Source organism: Sanguibacter keddieii DSM 10542, assembly GCF_000024925.1.
Lineage (GTDB): Bacteria > Actinomycetota > Actinomycetes > Actinomycetales > Cellulomonadaceae > Sanguibacter > Sanguibacter keddieii.
On sequence record NC_013521.1, the window covers coordinates 878,899 to 894,153 of the forward strand.

General features: G+C 71.8%; 11 protein-coding genes. 8 read left to right on the top strand and 3 right to left on the bottom strand.

From position 1 onward, the window contains the following. Nucleotides 1-16: 16 nt before the first annotated feature. The 7 genes from SKED_RS03765 (at nucleotide 17) to mfd (ending at nucleotide 10,761) form a co-directional block, all read left to right on the top strand. Nucleotides 17-1,207, top strand: coding sequence for a UDP-N-acetylmuramate dehydrogenase (locus SKED_RS03765; protein ID WP_012865794.1), 1,191 nt, complete (start codon nucleotides 17-19; stop codon nucleotides 1,205-1,207). Nucleotides 1,208-1,371: 164 nt separating this feature from the next. Then, on the top strand, nucleotides 1,372-2,757 hold the full coding sequence (locus SKED_RS03770) for a GntP family permease (RefSeq protein ID WP_012865795.1): 1,386 nt from the start codon (nucleotides 1,372-1,374) through the stop codon (nucleotides 2,755-2,757). Further along, nucleotides 2,754-4,334, top strand: coding sequence for a gluconokinase (locus tag SKED_RS03775; protein WP_012865796.1), 1,581 nt, complete (start codon nucleotides 2,754-2,756; stop codon nucleotides 4,332-4,334). The genes SKED_RS03770 and SKED_RS03775 overlap by 4 nt, the downstream gene beginning before the upstream one ends. A gap of 37 nt (nucleotides 4,335-4,371) precedes the next feature. Beyond that, nucleotides 4,372-5,157, top strand: a complete 786-nt coding sequence (locus tag SKED_RS18855) for a phosphotransferase family protein (protein ID WP_012865797.1) — start codon at nucleotides 4,372-4,374, stop codon at nucleotides 5,155-5,157. 81 nt (nucleotides 5,158-5,238) lie between these two features. Beyond that, nucleotides 5,239-5,940, top strand: coding sequence for a hypothetical protein (locus tag SKED_RS03785; protein WP_012865798.1), 702 nt, complete (start codon nucleotides 5,239-5,241; stop codon nucleotides 5,938-5,940). Next, entirely contained in the window at nucleotides 5,940-6,908 is a 969-nt protein-coding gene (locus SKED_RS03790) for a DUF2332 domain-containing protein (protein WP_012865799.1), read from the top strand. The genes SKED_RS03785 and SKED_RS03790 overlap by 1 nt, the downstream gene beginning before the upstream one ends. Nucleotides 6,909-7,122: 214 nt before the next feature. Next, nucleotides 7,123-10,761 carry a transcription-repair coupling factor gene (mfd, locus tag SKED_RS03795; protein WP_012865800.1) on the top strand — a complete coding sequence of 1,213 codons (3,639 nt, stop codon included), beginning with the start codon at nucleotides 7,123-7,125 and terminating at the stop codon, nucleotides 10,759-10,761. A gap of 227 nt (nucleotides 10,762-10,988) precedes the next feature. Here the strand turns inward: mfd and SKED_RS03800 are convergent, their stop codons facing one another. Genes SKED_RS03800 through SKED_RS03810 form a run of 3 tightly spaced genes read right to left on the bottom strand, consistent with a single transcriptional unit; the run spans nucleotide 10,989 to nucleotide 13,371 of the window. Continuing rightward, complete coding sequence (locus SKED_RS03800) at nucleotides 10,989-12,674, bottom strand: alpha/beta hydrolase (RefSeq protein WP_012865801.1); 1,686 nt, start codon at nucleotides 12,672-12,674, stop codon at nucleotides 10,989-10,991. A gap of 5 nt (nucleotides 12,675-12,679) precedes the next feature. After that, entirely contained in the window at nucleotides 12,680-13,063 is a 384-nt protein-coding gene (locus tag SKED_RS03805; RefSeq protein WP_012865802.1) for a DUF6507 family protein, read from the bottom strand. After that, nucleotides 13,060-13,371, bottom strand: coding sequence for a hypothetical protein (locus SKED_RS03810; RefSeq protein ID WP_012865803.1), 312 nt, complete (start codon nucleotides 13,369-13,371; stop codon nucleotides 13,060-13,062). Before SKED_RS03810 ends, SKED_RS03805 begins: the two co-directional genes overlap by 4 nt. A 324-nt stretch (nucleotides 13,372-13,695) precedes the next feature. Here SKED_RS03810 and SKED_RS03815 point away from each other — a divergent pair, with 324 nt between their 5' ends. Next, the gene (locus tag SKED_RS03815; protein ID WP_012865804.1) at nucleotides 13,696-15,255 is read left to right on the top strand and encodes a Re/Si-specific NAD(P)(+) transhydrogenase subunit alpha; all 1,560 of its coding nucleotides are present in this window, start codon (nucleotides 13,696-13,698) and stop codon (nucleotides 15,253-15,255) included.

The window sequence follows — 15,255 nt, forward strand, 5'->3', positions numbered from 1 at the left end:
GTCCTAGACTGGGCCGGTGACCGAGGACCTGAGAACGCTCGCCGAGCCCACCTTCGCCGACCTCACGACGCTGCGCGTCGGCGGGGACATGGACACCCTGGTGCGCACCAGCACCGAGGCCGAGCTCATCGACGCGGTCCGCGCGGCCGACGACGCCGGTGAGCCCGTGCTGATCCTCGGCGGGGGCTCCAACCTGCTCGTCGCCGACGAGGGCTTCGCGGGTGTGGTCATCCAGGACCAGCGCTCCGGCCTGCGGGTCGAGAGCGCGGACTCCTGCGGCGGCGCGAACCTCACGGCGCCCGCCGGGCACAGCATGGACGCCCTGGTCGCCGAGGCCGTCGAGCGCGAGTGGGTGGGCATCGAGTCGCTCTCCGGGATCCCCGGCACGGTCGGCGCGGCCCCGGTCCAGAACATCGGGGCCTACGGCCAGGAGCTCTCGGGGTCGGTCGCCAACGTCCGCGTCTGGGACCGGGGGCAGAGCCGCGTGCGCACCCTCTCGCTGGTCGACCTCGACTTCGGGTACCGCACGTCGATGCTCAAGCGCTCGACCCAGATGCCGCACTCGCGCGGCGGTGAGCCGGGCGACGTCGACCCCCGCGCCCCCTGGTACCCGAGCCCGCGGTACGTGGTGCTCGACGTGAGCTTCCAGCTGCGCCTGGGCTCGCTCTCCGCCCCGGTCGTCTACCCCGAGCTCGCACGCCGCCTCGGCGTCGACGAGGGCGCGCGCGCCGACACCTCCGAGGTGCGCGAGGCCGTCCTGGCGCTGCGCGGCAGCAAGGGCATGCTCCTCGACTCCGGGGACGGCGCCCCCGACCACGACCGCTGGAGCGCCGGGTCCTTCTTCACCAACCCGATCATCCCGGCCGACCTCGTCGCCGACCTCCCCGAGGGCATCCCGGTCTTCCCGGTCCGCACCGCCACCCCGACGACCACGACGGGGCCCGCGCTGGGCACCGTCGACCCGAGCGTGGTCAAGGTCTCGGCCGCGTGGCTCATCGAGCAGGCCGGCTTCGGCAAGGGCTTCGGGGTCAACGGTCCCGACAGCGCGGCGACGGTCTCGACCAAGCACACGCTGGCGCTGACCAACCGCGGTCACGCGACCGCGGACGACGTGGTCCGCCTGGCACGCGAGGTGCGCGCGGGGGTCGACGCGGCCTTCGGCATCGAGCTCGTCCCCGAGCCGGTGCTGGTGGGCGTCGCGCTCTGAGCCAGCCGCTCTGAGCCACCAGCGCGCGGTCCGGCGCCGGGCTCTCCGACGGTGGTGCGTGCCCCTGGTCAGGGCGTCCACCGGGTTGCTGGCCCCTCGGTGCTGTGCGAGGGTCGTCGTTCCGCGCCCTCAGGGCACCCGTCACGATCAACGGAGACCGCTCGATGGACGACTGGACACAACCCCTGGGGACCACCCCGCTCCTGCTCATCGCCGCTGCGGCCATCCTCGTGGTGCTGGTCCTCATCATCCGGTTCAAGGTCCACGCCTTCCTCACCCTCGTGGTGGTGTCGCTCCTCACAGCGTTCGCGACGGGCCTCCCGCTCGAGGACCTCCTCACGGTGCTCACCGAGGACGGCTTCGGCAAGACCCTCGCGAACGTCGCCCTGCTCATCGGCCTCGGGGCGATGCTCGGCAAGCTCGTCGAGCACAGCGGCGGGGCCAAGTCGCTCGCCGACGGCCTCGTCCGGGTGTTCGGCGAGAAGCGCGCCGTGCTGGCGCTGGGCCTCGCGTCGCTCGCGATGGGCTTCCCGATGTTCTTCGACGCCGGGCTCATCGTCATGCTCCCGGTGATCTTCGCGGTCGCCCGCCGCCTCGGCGGCAACGTCCTCGCGTACGGCATCCCTGCCGCCGCGGCCTTCTCCGTGATGCACGTGTTCGTCCCGCCGCACCCCGGACCGGTCAGCGCGAGCGAGCTCTACGGCGCGAACCTCGGGCTCGTCCTGCTCCTCGGGCTCCTCCTCGTGGCTCCCGTCTGGTACGTCTCCGGTTACCTGTGGGGTGGCTACGTCGGCAGGAAGTACAACCTGCCCGTGCCCGACTTCTTCGGAGCCGACGTCACGGACGGCGACGACGTCACCGTCCCGCCGAAGCCGAGCACCGTCATCGCCGTGCTCCTGCTGCCGCTCGTCCTCATCTTCATGAACACCGGCCTGAGCTCCCTCGCCTCCGTCGGTGCGGTCGACGCCGAGGCCACCTGGGTCCAGGTCCTCGTGATCATCGGTTCCGCCCCGGTCGCCCTGCTCATCTCGGTGCTCGTCGCGACCTTCGTGCTCGGCACCCGCCGTGGCGAGAGCGGCTCGGCCGTCGAGCGGGTCCTCGACTCGTCCCTCGGCCCCGTCTGCTCGGTCATCCTCATCACCGGTGCCGGTGGCATGTTCGGTGCCGTGCTGCGTGCCTCCGGGATCGGCGACGCGCTCTCCGACTCGCTGGCCTCGATCGGCCTGCCCGTCATCGTGGCCGCGTACCTCGTCGCCGTGGTGCTGCGCGTCGCCCAGGGCTCGGCGACCGTCGCCCTGGTGACCACCGCCGGGCTCATGGCACCGGCGGTCGTCGCGGGGGACTTCAGCGGGATGCAGATCGCGGCGATCACCATCGCCACGGCCGCGGGCTCGACCTTCGCCAGCCACGTCAACGACTCCGGTTTCTGGCTCGTCGGACGCCTCATGGGGATGGACGTCAAGACCACCCTCAAGACGTGGACGGTGCAGCAGTCGATCCAGTCCGTCATCGCCTTCGCGCTCGCTGCCGCAGTATTCTCGGTCGTGTGAGCCGCGACGACATGACGCCGACCAGCAGCCAGGACCCCGCCCAGCCGGCCACGTCTCACGACCAGGTGGTCGTCGGTGTCGACATCGGCACCACGGGGACCAAGGCCGTCGCCTACGACGCCACCGGGCTGGCGCTCGCCCACGCGACCGTCACCTACCCTCTCGACAGCCCGCACCCCGGCTACGCCGAGCAGGACCCCGAGGTGATCCTCGAGGCCGTCCGCCAGACGGTGCGCGACGTCGTCGCCGAGCTGCGCGAGACCGACGGCCGCGAGGTCGTCGGCCTGGCCTTTAGCTCGGCCATGCACTCGCTCATCGGGCTCGACGCCGAGCAGCAGCCGATCACCCCGTCGACCACCTGGGCCGACACCCGGGCCGACGCGCAGGCCGAGCGCCTGCGCGCGACCCCTGAGGGGCTCGAGCTGCACCGCCGGACGGGGACCCCCGTCCACCCCATGTCGCCGCTCGTGCGCCTCGTGTGGTTCCGCGAGGAGGAGCCCGCGACGCACGCCGCCGTCGACCGCTGGTGCGGGATCAAGGAGTACGTCCTGCTGCGCCTGAGCGGCGAGCTGGTCATGGACCTGTCGATCGCGTCCTGCTCCGGGCTGCTCGACATCCACCAGGAGCGCTGGGACGACGAGGCTCTGACACTGGCCGGCATCACCGCCGCGCAGCTGCCCACGGTGGTCCCGACCACCCACGTGCTCCCCCTGCTGGACGACGAGGCCCACGGGATGGGCCTGACCGCAGGCACCGCTCTGGTGGTCGGCGCCGGCGACGGCCCGCTCGCCAACCTCGGTGTCGGTGCGGTGCGCCCCGGGATGGTCGCCTGCTCCCTCGGCACCTCCGGTGCGCTGCGCGTCGTCGTCGACAAGCCCGTGGTCGACCCGTCGGGGAGGGTGTTCTGCTACGCCCTCGCCCCGGGCCTGTGGGTGGTGGGCGGTGCGATCAACAACGGCGGCATCGTCATGCGCTGGGCCCTCGACGCCCTGGCGCCCGACCTCGGCGAGGACGGCGAGGAAGCACTGCTGGCCCTCGCCGCGACGGCTCCCGTGGGCTCCGGCGGGCTGCTCATGCTGCCCTACCTGCTCAGCGAGCGCGCCCCGCGGTGGTCCTCGCTCCCACAGGGCGTGTACGTCGGGCTCAACCGCACGCACAGCCGCGAGCACATGGTCCGCGCCACCATCGAGGGCGTCTGCCAGCAGCTGTCCCTCGTCCTCGACTCCATGCGCGACGCGGGGCTCGAGATCACCACGATCCGGGCGACCGGGGGAGTGGTCCGCAGCCCGCTGTGGCGCCAGGTGCTCGCCGACACCCTCGACTCCCCGATCGACCTCACCGAGGGCCAGGAGGGCTCGAGCTTCGGCGCCGCGATCCTCGGCATGGCGGCCCTCGGGCTGGTGGACTCCATCGAGCAGGCCGGGGCGTCCTCCACCGTCGTCGAGACCGTCGAGCCCGACCCCGCGTCGGCGGCGGTGTACGCACGGCTGCGCCCGGTGTTCGCCGGGCTCTACGACGCACTCGTCCCGACCTTCGAGGCGCTGCGCGAGATCGCTCCCGAGCTGCCGACGGAGTAGCAGCACCGTGCGGGGCTGACGAGACGAGGGGAAGTCGATGGACGAGCAGCAAGTCGTACGGCTGGTGCGTGCCGCGGCGGCAGCCTTCGGGGTCGACCCGGCACGCCTCGAGAGGCTCGGGGGAGCCACCGGCCAGGTGCTCGCGGTCGACGACGTGGTCCTGCGCGTCGGGTACCCCGGGGTGCTCGATCACGAGCAGGTCGCGTCGAAGGCCGCCGGGCACGTGGTGCCGGTCCCCGCGACGCTCGACCGGTACGACGACCCGGCGGGCGACGGTGCGGTCGTGCTGCTCCGTCGCGCTGCCGGGACGGACGCCGGCGCCCTCGAGGGGATGTCGCCCGAGCGGGCCCGACGCCGCGGCGTCGCGTGCGGCCGGGTGCAGGTGGCCCTCGGGCAGGTGCCCGCACCCGCAGGCTTCCCGACAGTGCGCGACGCCGGCCCGGCCGCGGAGCGCATGCTCTTGCACCTCGACCTGCACCCGCTCAACATCCTGCTCGACGACGACGACCAGGTGACGGCCGTCGTCGACTGGACGAACGCCGCCGCAGGTCCTGCGACCTTCGACCTGGCACGGACGGCCAGCGTGCTCACCCTCGACCCGCACCTCGTACCGCTCCTCGGGCACCCGGTCTGGGACGCCTTCCTCGGAGGGTGGACCGAGGCAGCGGGGCTCGACGCCCTGCCGCCGGAAGCCACCGCGTGGGCGTGCCGGTACATGCTCGAGGACCTCGGGGGGCGGTACCCGGAGGCGGGGCTGGCGCACGTCCGGGCAGCGCTCGACGACGCGGTGACCCAGGGAGCCGGCGAGACCCCGGTGCGGTGAGCAGGACCGGGACTCTGGCCTCACCGAGCCCTCGCACGGTAGGTTCGGCCTTCACCCGGTGCCACCGACGGAAGGCAGGCGATGTCGCAGGAGCGCGATCCGATCGACCACCTGCCCGACGACGGTGAGCACACCGCGGACGCGCGACGCCGTCAGACGCAGGTCATCGTCGCCCTCCTCTCGGTGCTGCTCGTGGTGGGGGCCGTCGTCATGGTGGTGCTGCTCTCCGGGCAGCGCGGCACCGATCCGGACGTCGAGCCCAGCGCGACCGCCACGACCACCACCGCGGAGCCGACCGACGACGCGACAGACGACACCGCGGACGACGGTCTCGAGGAGGCGCTCGCCGACCTCGACACGGCGCTCGCCACCCTCACGACCGCGGTCACCACCGCCGAAGACGTCCTCGCGGTCACCGAGGGGGAGGTCGTGGACGAGTCGACGCGCGACGCGCTCGTCGGCGCGCTGACCACGGCGAGGACTACCCGCGACGCCGAGGTCGACCGCACCCGCCGCGACGCCGTCGTGGGCGCCGCCACCCGCGCCCGTGCGTCGACCGCCAACCTCCAGCACGCGGCGGGGCTCGCGGCCGACTCCCACGAGGAGTGGCTGGCCGCGCAGGCCCCTGCACCCAGCCCGACCACCGAGCCAGCCCCGCTCGACCCGGTGCCCGCCGACCCGCAGCCGCTGCCGCCGGAGGCGGAGCTGCCCGCCCCGCCCATCCCCGAGCGGACGCCGCGACCGGGACCTGCACCGATCCCCGTCCCGGGCGACGGGCGCTGATGGGGACGGCCGAGGTCTACCGGACCTTCGGAGAGGTCTCCGCGCGCGGGACGTCCCCGGTGTACGAGGACTGGGCCGTCGGGCTCAGCGAGGACGCCGAGGTGCTCGGGCTCGTGGACACCCTGCCGCGGTCGCGTCGCCAGCCGAACCTCGTCTTCGGGTGTGCCCGGCTGCTCGGGGTGCCTGTCGAGGCGTGGTCGCAGGTCCGCGACTGGTTCGTGGCGCACTGGGACCTCGTGGCGAGCGAGGCGCTGACCCGCACCACCCAGACCAACGAGGCCGGCCGCTGCGCGACCCTCCTGCCCGTCCTGGCGGGCGTCGACGGACCGGTCGCGCTCCTCGAGGTCGGGGCCTCCGCAGGGCTCTGCCTCTACCCGGACCGCTACTCCTACCGCTACGTCGACGGTGCGGACGAGGTGCGGGTCGACCCTGTGGACGGCCCGAGCGCCGTCGAGCTCACGTGCCGCGTCGACGACCTCGCACGCGTCCCGCGACGCCTGCCCGACGTCGTGTGGCGGGCGGGCATCGACCTCCACCCGCTCGACATCACCGACCCCGACGACGCCGCGTGGCTCGACGCGCTCGTCTGGCCCGAGCACGACGACCGCCGAGCACGCCTCGCCGCAGCCGTCTCGGTGGTCGCCGCCGAGCCGCCGCTGCTCGTCGCCGGAGACCTGCTCGACGCGCTGCCAGGCCTCGTCGCCCAGGCCCCTGCCGGCGCGACGCTCGTGGTGCAGCACTCCGCCGTGCTGACCTACGTCGACCTCGCGGTGCGCGAGAGGTTCGCCACCCGGGTGCGCGAGCTGGGCGCGGTGTGGCTGAGCAACGAGGGGGTCGGGGTGCTGCCCCAGGTCGCCGAGACGCTCCCGCCCGGGACAGACGTCGGCGGGCGGTTCGTCGTCGCGCAGGACGGGGTGGCCGTCGCGCTCGCGGAGCAGCACGGGCGCGGGTTCGCTCGGCTGCGGTGACTGCGCGGTCCAGGTCTCCTCGTCCACGTCCTGCGCTGGCCTCGCGTTGTCAGCGGTGCGTCGTACGCTAGAAGCACGTAGCCCGGGTCATTCGTGACTCGGGCCTGTTCGCGTTGCCGCGCCCGGCTCACTCCGGGTGCGCGCGAGCGTCTGCGGCACTGTCGTCGGCGCCGCGGGCTCTGTCGCACGGCTCCTGGTCACTGGTGAAGGACACATGAATCTCACGGGCATCATCTCCGCTCTCCTCGAGGACTCGGGCGCGCGCGCCACGGTCGACCGTGTGCGTGCCCGCGGCGCGCTCGACGTCATCGGCCCGGCCGGTGTGCGTCCGCCGCTGCTCGCCGCCATGGCGGGGGCCCGGGCGAGCGACGGGCTCGTGCCCGAGACCGGTGTGGAGGGCTCGCGCCCGCTCGTCGTCGTCACCGCGACCGGGCGTGAGGCCGACGAGCTCGCCTCCGCGCTGCGCTGCTACCTGCCCTACGACGACGTCGCCGTGCTGCCCGCGTGGGAGACGCTGCCGCACGAGCGGCTGTCGCCGCGCTCGGACACCGTGGCCAAGCGCATCGCCGTGTTCCGCCGGCTCGCCCACCCCTCGGCCGACCTCGGCATGACCGGTCCCGTGCGGGTGCTCGTCATGCCCGTGCGCGCCCTGCTGCAGCCCGTCGTCGACGGCCTCGGCGACCTCGAGCCGGTGCGCCTCGAGACGCGCGACCGCGCCGACCTGGCCGACGTCGCCGACCGCCTCTCCGCAGCTGCCTACGCGCGCGTCGACATGGTCGAGCGTCGCGGCGAGTTCGCCGTCCGCGGTGGCATCCTCGACGTGTTCCCGCCGACCGAGGACCACCCGCTACGCGTGGAGTTCTGGGGTGAGGAGGTCGAGGAGATCCGCTGGTTCGCGGTCGCCGACCAGCGCTCGCTCGAGATCGCCGACCACGGCGTGTGGGCACCGCCGTGCCGCGAGATGCTCCTCACCGACGACGTCCGCGACCGTGCCTCCGCTCTCGTGGAACAGCTGCCGGGCGCAGCCGAGATGCTCGACAAGATGGGTGCGGGCATCGCCGTCGAGGGCATGGAGTCCCTCGCGCCGGTCCTCGTCGACCGTATGGTCCCCGTCCTCGACCTCGTGCCGGACGACGCGCTCGTCGTGCTGAGCGACCCCGAGCGTGTGCGCCGCCGCGCGCACGACCTCGTGGCCACCACCCAGGAGTTCCTCGCCGCCGCGTGGACGTCGGCTGCGGCTGGCGGCTCGACGCCCATCGACCTGAGCGCGGCGTCCTTCGACACCATCGAGGACGCCCGCGACCTCTCGGCCCGTCGCGGCCTCGGCTGGTGGACCCTCAGCCCCTTCGGGCTCGACAACCCCGAGGACGACACCGACGACGAGGTGCCCGTCCAGGACCCTGACGCCGACACGCTGCGCATCGGCGCGCGTGAGGTCGAGGCGTACCACGGTGACGTGGCGCGGGCCCTCGACGACGTGCGCGGCCTGCAGCACGCCGGGTGGCGCCTCATCATGACCACCGAGGGTCACGGTCCCGCCAAGCGCATGGTCGAGCAGCTCAGCGGCGCCGACGCGCCGGCGCGCCTCGTCGGCGAGATCACCGGCGACCCCGAGGGCGGCGTCGTCCTCGTGACCCCCGCGCCGCTCGGCCCGGGGTTCGTCGCGCCCGACCTCAAGATCGCGGTGTTCTCCGAGTCGGACATGACCGGCCGCGCCGGGTCGTCGACCCGTGACATGCGCAAGATGCCGTCCAAGCGGCGCAACGTCGTCGACCCGCTGCAGCTGCGCGCCGGGGACTTCGTGGTCCACGAGCAGCACGGTGTCGGACGCTTCGTCGAGCTGGTGCAGCGCACCCTCGGCGGTGGCGCGGCCGCCGCGACCCGCGAGTACCTCGTGGTCGAGTACGCCTCCTCGCGGCGCGGACAGCCGGGCGACCGGCTGTTCGTGCCCACCGACCAGCTCGACCAGGTGACCAAGTACACCGGTGGCGAGTCGCCCGCCCTCAACAAGATGGGTGGCTCGGACTGGGCCAAGACCAAGGGCCGCGCCAAGAAGGCCATCAAGGAGATCGCCTCGGAGCTCATCCGCCTGTACTCGGCGCGCATGGCCACGAAGGGGCACGCCTTCGGGCCGGACACCCCGTGGCAGCGCGAGCTCGAGGACGCCTTCGCGTACACGGAGACGCCCGACCAGCTGGCGACCATCGACGAGGTCAAGCAGGACATGGAGAAGACGATCCCCATGGACCGTCTGGTCTGCGGCGACGTCGGCTACGGCAAGACCGAGATCGCGGTGCGGGCGGCCTTCAAGGCCGTGCAGGACGGCAAGCAGGTCGCGGTCCTCGTGCCGACGACGCTGCTCGTGCAGCAGCACTACGACACCTTCGCCGAGCGGTACGCCGGGTTCCCCGTGGTGGTCAAGGGCCTCTCGCGCTTCCAGACGGACAAGGAGGCCAAGGAGATCGTCGACGGCCTCAAGGAGGGGACGGTCGACGTGGTCATCGGCACGCACCGCCTGCTGTCCGGGTCGATCAAGTTCAAGGACCTGGGGCTGGTGGTGGTCGACGAGGAGCAGCGCTTCGGTGTCGAGCACAAGGAGACCCTCAAGCAGCTGCGCACCAACGTCGACGTGCTCGCCATGAGCGCGACGCCGATCCCCAGGACCCTCGAGATGGCTGTCACGGGGATCCGTGAGATGTCGACGCTCGCGACGCCGCCGGAGGAGCGCCACCCGGTGCTCACCTACGTCGGTGCGTACGACGACAAGCAGATCACCGCGGCGATCCGCCGTGAGCTGCTCCGTGAGGGCCAGCTGTTCTACGTGCACAACAAGGTCGACTCGATCGACCGGACCGCGGCCCGCCTCAAGGAGCTGGTGCCGGAGGCGCGCATCGAGGTGGCGCACGGGAAGATGGGCGAGCACCAGCTGGAGCGCGTCATCATGGACTTCTGGGAGAAGAAGTTCGACGTGCTGGTCTGCACGACCATCATCGAGACGGGGCTGGACATCTCGAACGCGAACACCCTGATCCTCGAGCGCGCGGACATGCTGGGCCTGTCGCAGCTGCACCAGCTGCGCGGGCGCGTGGGTCGTGGGCGGGACCGTGCGTACGCGTACTTCCTCTACCCGCCGGAGCGGCCGCTGACGGAGACTGCGCACGACCGTCTGGCGACCATCGCCGCGAACACGGACCTGGGCTCGGGCATGGCGGTGGCCATGAAGGACCTGGAGATCCGTGGTGCGGGCAACCTGCTGGGTGGTGAGCAGTCGGGGCACATCGCGGGGGTGGGCTTCGACCTGTACGTGCGGATGGTCGGCGAGGCGGTCGCGGCGTTCCGTGGTGAGGCGGAGGAGGAGGCCCCCGAGGTCACCATCGAGCTCCCGGTCGACGCGCACCTGCCGCACGACTACATCGGGCACGAGCGGCTGCGCCTCGAGGCGTACCGGAAGATCGCTGCGGCGCAGGACGAGACGGCGCTCACGGACATCCGTGCGGAGCTCGTGGACAGGTACGGTGCGCTGCCCGAGGTGGTGGGCAACCTGTTCGACGTGGCGGCGTTCCGCAACTACGCCCGTGCGGCGGGCCTGTCGGACATCACCGCGCAGGGCAAGTTCGTGCGCTTCGCGCCCGTCGACCTGGCCGAGTCCGCTGAGCTGCGCCTCAAGCGCCTGTACCCGGGCACCATCCTCAAGCCCGCGATCCGCTCCGTGCTCGTGCCCTTCCCGACGACCGGCCGCATCGGCGGCCGCCCGCTGCGAGGCGCCGAGATCCTCGCCTGGGCGACCGAGCTCATCGACGCGGTGATCAAGGGCGACGTGAGTGCGGCGGCTTCGGTGGGGACGCGGCGCTAAGGGGCGCTCCTCAACCCACAACTCCTGGATCCTGCAGGCGCCGGATCTCCTCCGTGTAGATGGGGGAGGTGGTGACCGCTGAGTGGTCGTGCCGTACGAGGGCGTCTTCTTTCGACATCGGTCGCGGTTTAAGGCCGTACGCGATGCCGAAAATGATCAGGAGTGCGACTGTCAATATTATTAGAAACGTGTTGCGTTGCATGGTTCTGCCTCTCAAGGATTCTTCTTCAATGGCTACTTATCGGGGCGTGGCCGGCGATCAGGGCGGCGATGCTTCTTTGGCTGGTGCTTTGGTCGATCAAGTATTCTGAATGCCCCGAGCTGCCTAGGTACGTCGAGCCATCCTCAAGAGAGTGTGGTGCGGTCGATAGCCGGTGCCATGGACCGTGGGTTTCATCAGAAGGCCACCCGTCTGGGACGTGGCCGAGCAGCAGTTCGCCCGCGACGACGTGGAAGGCTCGGATCGGATCGTCCTTAGCCAGCAACGTGTAGCGGGTCACGTCGTCCGCTGACTGGCGACCAACTCCGGGGGCGCCGCCGACGACGATATTCTGGACCGACTCTGGGGCCCTTGCGGCCGCCTCGTTCACGACAAGGGCGCCATACGAGTGTCCGAAGATCGTGACACTGGGTTGAGATGCTGCAATGGCGGAGATTCCATGGGTGAAAGAGGCGAGGTCTTGGCCTGCGCTCCTAGAGCGCAGCGGCGAAAGGGCGTTCGTCAATTCAGGTGGTGCGTCGTAGTCCAACCAGGAGATGAGAGAGGTGGTGCCTCGATGCGAGCCCTCGAGGGCGTTCGCAGTACGCAGAAGGGCGTGTGCGTCGCGATCGATGTCCTCTGCTTTTCCAGCAACGGTGGTGCCGGTACCGCCGACGAGGATCCCTACGTGCGTAGCTTGGTCTAGGTCCCCAATCGAAACTGCTGCTCGTACTGCATAGGGGGTGGGGCGGAAAGTGAGGAGTTGCCGAGAGCCACGCTCGACAACTCTCTCCAAAGCGGCCACCCCTTCAAGCCGCGCCCGCGCTCGGCGGAGCAGCATCTGCCCCGCCTCGTCCCACAGCAACGGCCCGACTGGGAGCTGTGGGCCGGCGTAGTCCGGGTTGTGCGGTGAGAACCTGGGGTCTCCGGCGAGGCGCCTCTCGAGGTCTCGGATCTCCTTCTCGATCTCTTCGCGTGCTGTCGCGAGGCGGATCCGGTTCGCCTCGTCCCTGGCAGCGGCTGGGATGCCGTCTCGGTTGCCGACGAGGTCGGGTCGGTCCGTGATGAGCTGGCGCTGCACGCCAGGGCTGAGGCCACGCCACCGGGCGTTGACGTCGGCGGGTGTCTTGCCGAGAAAGAAGAACGGGTTGGTCCGCGGGTCGTCGAGCGAGGTCAGGTGCTGCTGCAGCGCACCGGCGCTGATCGGACGCGGCGCGGTGAGCCACGGCGTCGCGGCGCGTCCTCCTCCGATCAGAGCCCCGCGGATCGCCGCGGCGCAGACGTCGGCGGCCCTGTCGAGGTCCTCTTGAGCGCCGCGGACCTGGCGTTGCAGCGTCGAGTTCTGGCTGGTGATCGACGCGTCGGACCTCCAGACCGGTGTCGCGGCGATCCGACCAGCGAGGGCCTCGACGAGGGGCGCGGTGACCTGCATCCGGGCCTGGACCGACGCGACGTCCTCGGCGTACCGCGTGAGCGCGGTGGCTGCGGCGCCGGCCGCCTCTGCGTAGGTGACGGTGTCGCGGGCGACGGGGTGCATGGCGGCGTACAGGGTCGGCGCCTCCGGTGCGTCGTAGCAGTGCGGCAGCCCGGCCCAGATCCCGACGACCTGGTCGCCCGCGCTGCGCAGTCGCTCCGACGCGTCGCGGACCGCCCGCGCCGACGTCACGACGCCCTCGGTGTTGACGTCACCGCCGGGGATGTCCGCGGTCTGCACCTGCCTCATCGGATGGCCACCGAGCCGCGCCCACGGCTGCCCGAGAAGCGCCCGTCGAAGGGGCTGCGAGCCGTACCTGCCGCGTCGCTCTCGGCCCGGACGCGACCGGCGATCTGGTCTCCGGCACGCGCGTAGGTCGAGGTCGCCGCCGTGGCGGCGGTCCGCGCGGACGCGAGGGTCGTGCTGACGCCGGCGAGCAGCGGGGCGAAGTGCGTCGCGAACTCGTCGAGCGCGGCGGCCACCGTGCCGGAGGCGGCACTGGCGGAGGCCGTCGCGAAGGCGGCCTGCAGCGCCGCGCGTGCCTCGACGACGTCGGCGACGGGGCCCGCGGTGCGAGTGACGATCGCGTCGACCTCGGCCGGGTCGACGCGCCACGCCTCGCCGGTCACGTGACCACCACCGAGACCGCGGCCTGGGCGCTGGCCAGAGCGTCTCGCGCGGTGGAGTCGGCGGCCACGAGTGCTCCGCGCAACCGGGCGATGGTCTCCCGCAGCTGCCCGGACGCACGGAACCAGCGGTCCTCGGCGTCGCGGTACCGCTCGTCGACGCCGTGCGCCGTGTAGTCCGACATGGCGCGGCGCACGGCGGCGTCCCGTGCGTCGAGGACGGCGTCGAGCCGGTCGATCACGCCGCGCAGGGTCGACTGCGTCTCGGACGACGCGCTCAACGAGTAGGCCTCGTCGGCTGTTCGTGGCATGGCTGCTCCCACCTCGAGACCACCTGGACCTGGCGATCGGTTGATAAGTGACAGGATGACCTTACCGACGTAAAAGGTTGTTTCAGGCGTTATCCACAGGGTCCGGTCTTCGGGGCGTCGGTCGCGACCCCGCCAGGACGGCCCGACAAGGGCTTAGGTCCCTGCCGGTGCGCGTGTGCTGGGAGGAGCATGGGCGTGGGAGCCGGCCACCTCGGCTGGCGGCTGACCAGGCCGCTCTCTGCCCACGAATGCGGAAAGCGCTTACCGCAAACTGTGGTAGAACCAGAGCACCACAGGCCAGCACCGAGCCAACCAGGAGGATCCATGAGGATCGGAGCACCCCGCGAGTCGCGTCCGGGGGAGAGGCTCGTCGCAGCCACCCCGACCACCGTCGCCCAGCTCGTCGCGCTCGGCTACGAGGTCGCGGTCGAGTCAGGGGCCGGCGAGGAGGCGAGCTTCTCCGACGCGAGCTACCGCGAGGCGGGCGCGAGCGTCGTCGACCACGACGAGGTCTGGTCGAGCGACGTCCTCACCTGCGTGCACGCGCCGAGCCCCGACGACGTCGCCCGCCTGCGCCCCGGGGCGACCGTCGTCTCGATGATGGCCCCGGCCACGCACCCGGAGCTGGTCGACGCCTTCGCCGAGCGTGGCGTCACCGCGCTCGCCCTCGACGCGGTGCCGCGCATCTCGCGAGCCCAGGCGCTCGACGTGCTGAGCACGATGTCGAACGTCGCGGGCTACCGCGCCGTGATCGAGGCCGCCGAGGCCTACGGCGGCATGTTCGCAGGGCAGGTCACCGCCGCGGGCAAGACCGCCCCGGCCAAGGTCTTCGTCATCGGGGGCGGCGTCGCCGGTCTCGCGGCCATCGGAGCCGCGACCAGCCTCGGAGCGACGGTGCGTGCCTTCGACGTGCGCCCCGAGGCAGGGGAGCAGATCGAGTCGATGGGGGCCTCGTTCGTCCAGGCGCAGGCGGCACAGCAGGAGGTCTCCTCAGACGGCTACGCCCAGGCGATGACCGACGAGCAAGAACGCCTCACCGCCGTCATGTACGCGCAGGAGAGCGCCCAGGCCGACATCGTCATCACGACCGCGCTGGTCCGGGGCTCCGCGCCGCGGACCCTCACCGCCGCGATGGTCCACGCCATGCGCCCCGGCAGCGTGATCGTCGACCTCGCCGCCTCCGGGGGAGGCAACTGTGAGCTCACGGTCCCCGGCACCGTCGTCGTCACCGACGGCGGGGTGACGATCATCGGCTGGACCGACCTCGCCAGCCGGCTGCCCAGGCACACGTCGCAGCTGCTCGGCACCAACATCGTCAACCTCATGAAGCTCCTCACGCCGGGCAAGGACGGCGAGGTCGTCCTGGACACGGACGACGTCGTGCAGCGCGGGATGACCGTCACCCTCGGGGGCCAGGTGCTGTGGCCCCCGCCGCCCGTCCAGGTCTCGGCAGCGGCCCCGGCCGCACCGGCCGCCGCCGTCCCGGTGGTCGACCCCGTCGTCGCCGCCCGCGAGGCAGCGGAGTCCGTACGCCGCCAGGGGCAGCGTCGCCTGGTGACGTACGGCCTGGGTGCCGTCCTCCTCGGGCTCGCCGTCGCCTTCTCGCCACCCGCCTTCGTCGGCTTCTTCACGGTCTTCGTGCTCGCGGTGTTCGTCGGCTACTACGTCATCTCGAACGTGAGCCACTCGCTGCACACGCCCCTCATGGCCCAGACGAACGCGATCTCGGGGATCATCCTCGTCGGCGCGCTCCTGCAGATCGGCAGCGACGACTGGTGGGTCACCGCCCTCGCCTTCGTCGCCGCCACGGTCGCCAGCATCAACATCTTCGGCGGGTTCCTCGTGGCCAACCGCATGATCACCATGTTCCGGAAGGACGCCTGA

What these genes read in the sequence shown, in the direction of transcription:
- SKED_RS03815 (WP_012865804.1), top strand. Translation starts at nt 13,696, where the DNA reads ATGAGGATCGGAGCACCCCGCGAGTCGCGTCCGGGGGAGAGGCTCGTC.
- SKED_RS03810 (WP_012865803.1), bottom strand. Translation starts at nt 13,371, where the DNA reads ATGCCACGAACAGCCGACGAGGCCTACTCGTTGAGCGCGTCGTCCGAG.
- mfd (WP_012865800.1), top strand. Translation starts at nt 7,123, where the DNA reads ATGAATCTCACGGGCATCATCTCCGCTCTCCTCGAGGACTCGGGCGCG.
- SKED_RS03790 (WP_012865799.1), top strand. Translation starts at nt 5,940, where the DNA reads ATGGGGACGGCCGAGGTCTACCGGACCTTCGGAGAGGTCTCCGCGCGC.
- SKED_RS03770 (WP_012865795.1), top strand. Translation starts at nt 1,372, where the DNA reads ATGGACGACTGGACACAACCCCTGGGGACCACCCCGCTCCTGCTCATC.
- SKED_RS03785 (WP_012865798.1), top strand. Translation starts at nt 5,239, where the DNA reads ATGTCGCAGGAGCGCGATCCGATCGACCACCTGCCCGACGACGGTGAG.
- SKED_RS18855 (WP_012865797.1), top strand. Translation starts at nt 4,372, where the DNA reads ATGGACGAGCAGCAAGTCGTACGGCTGGTGCGTGCCGCGGCGGCAGCC.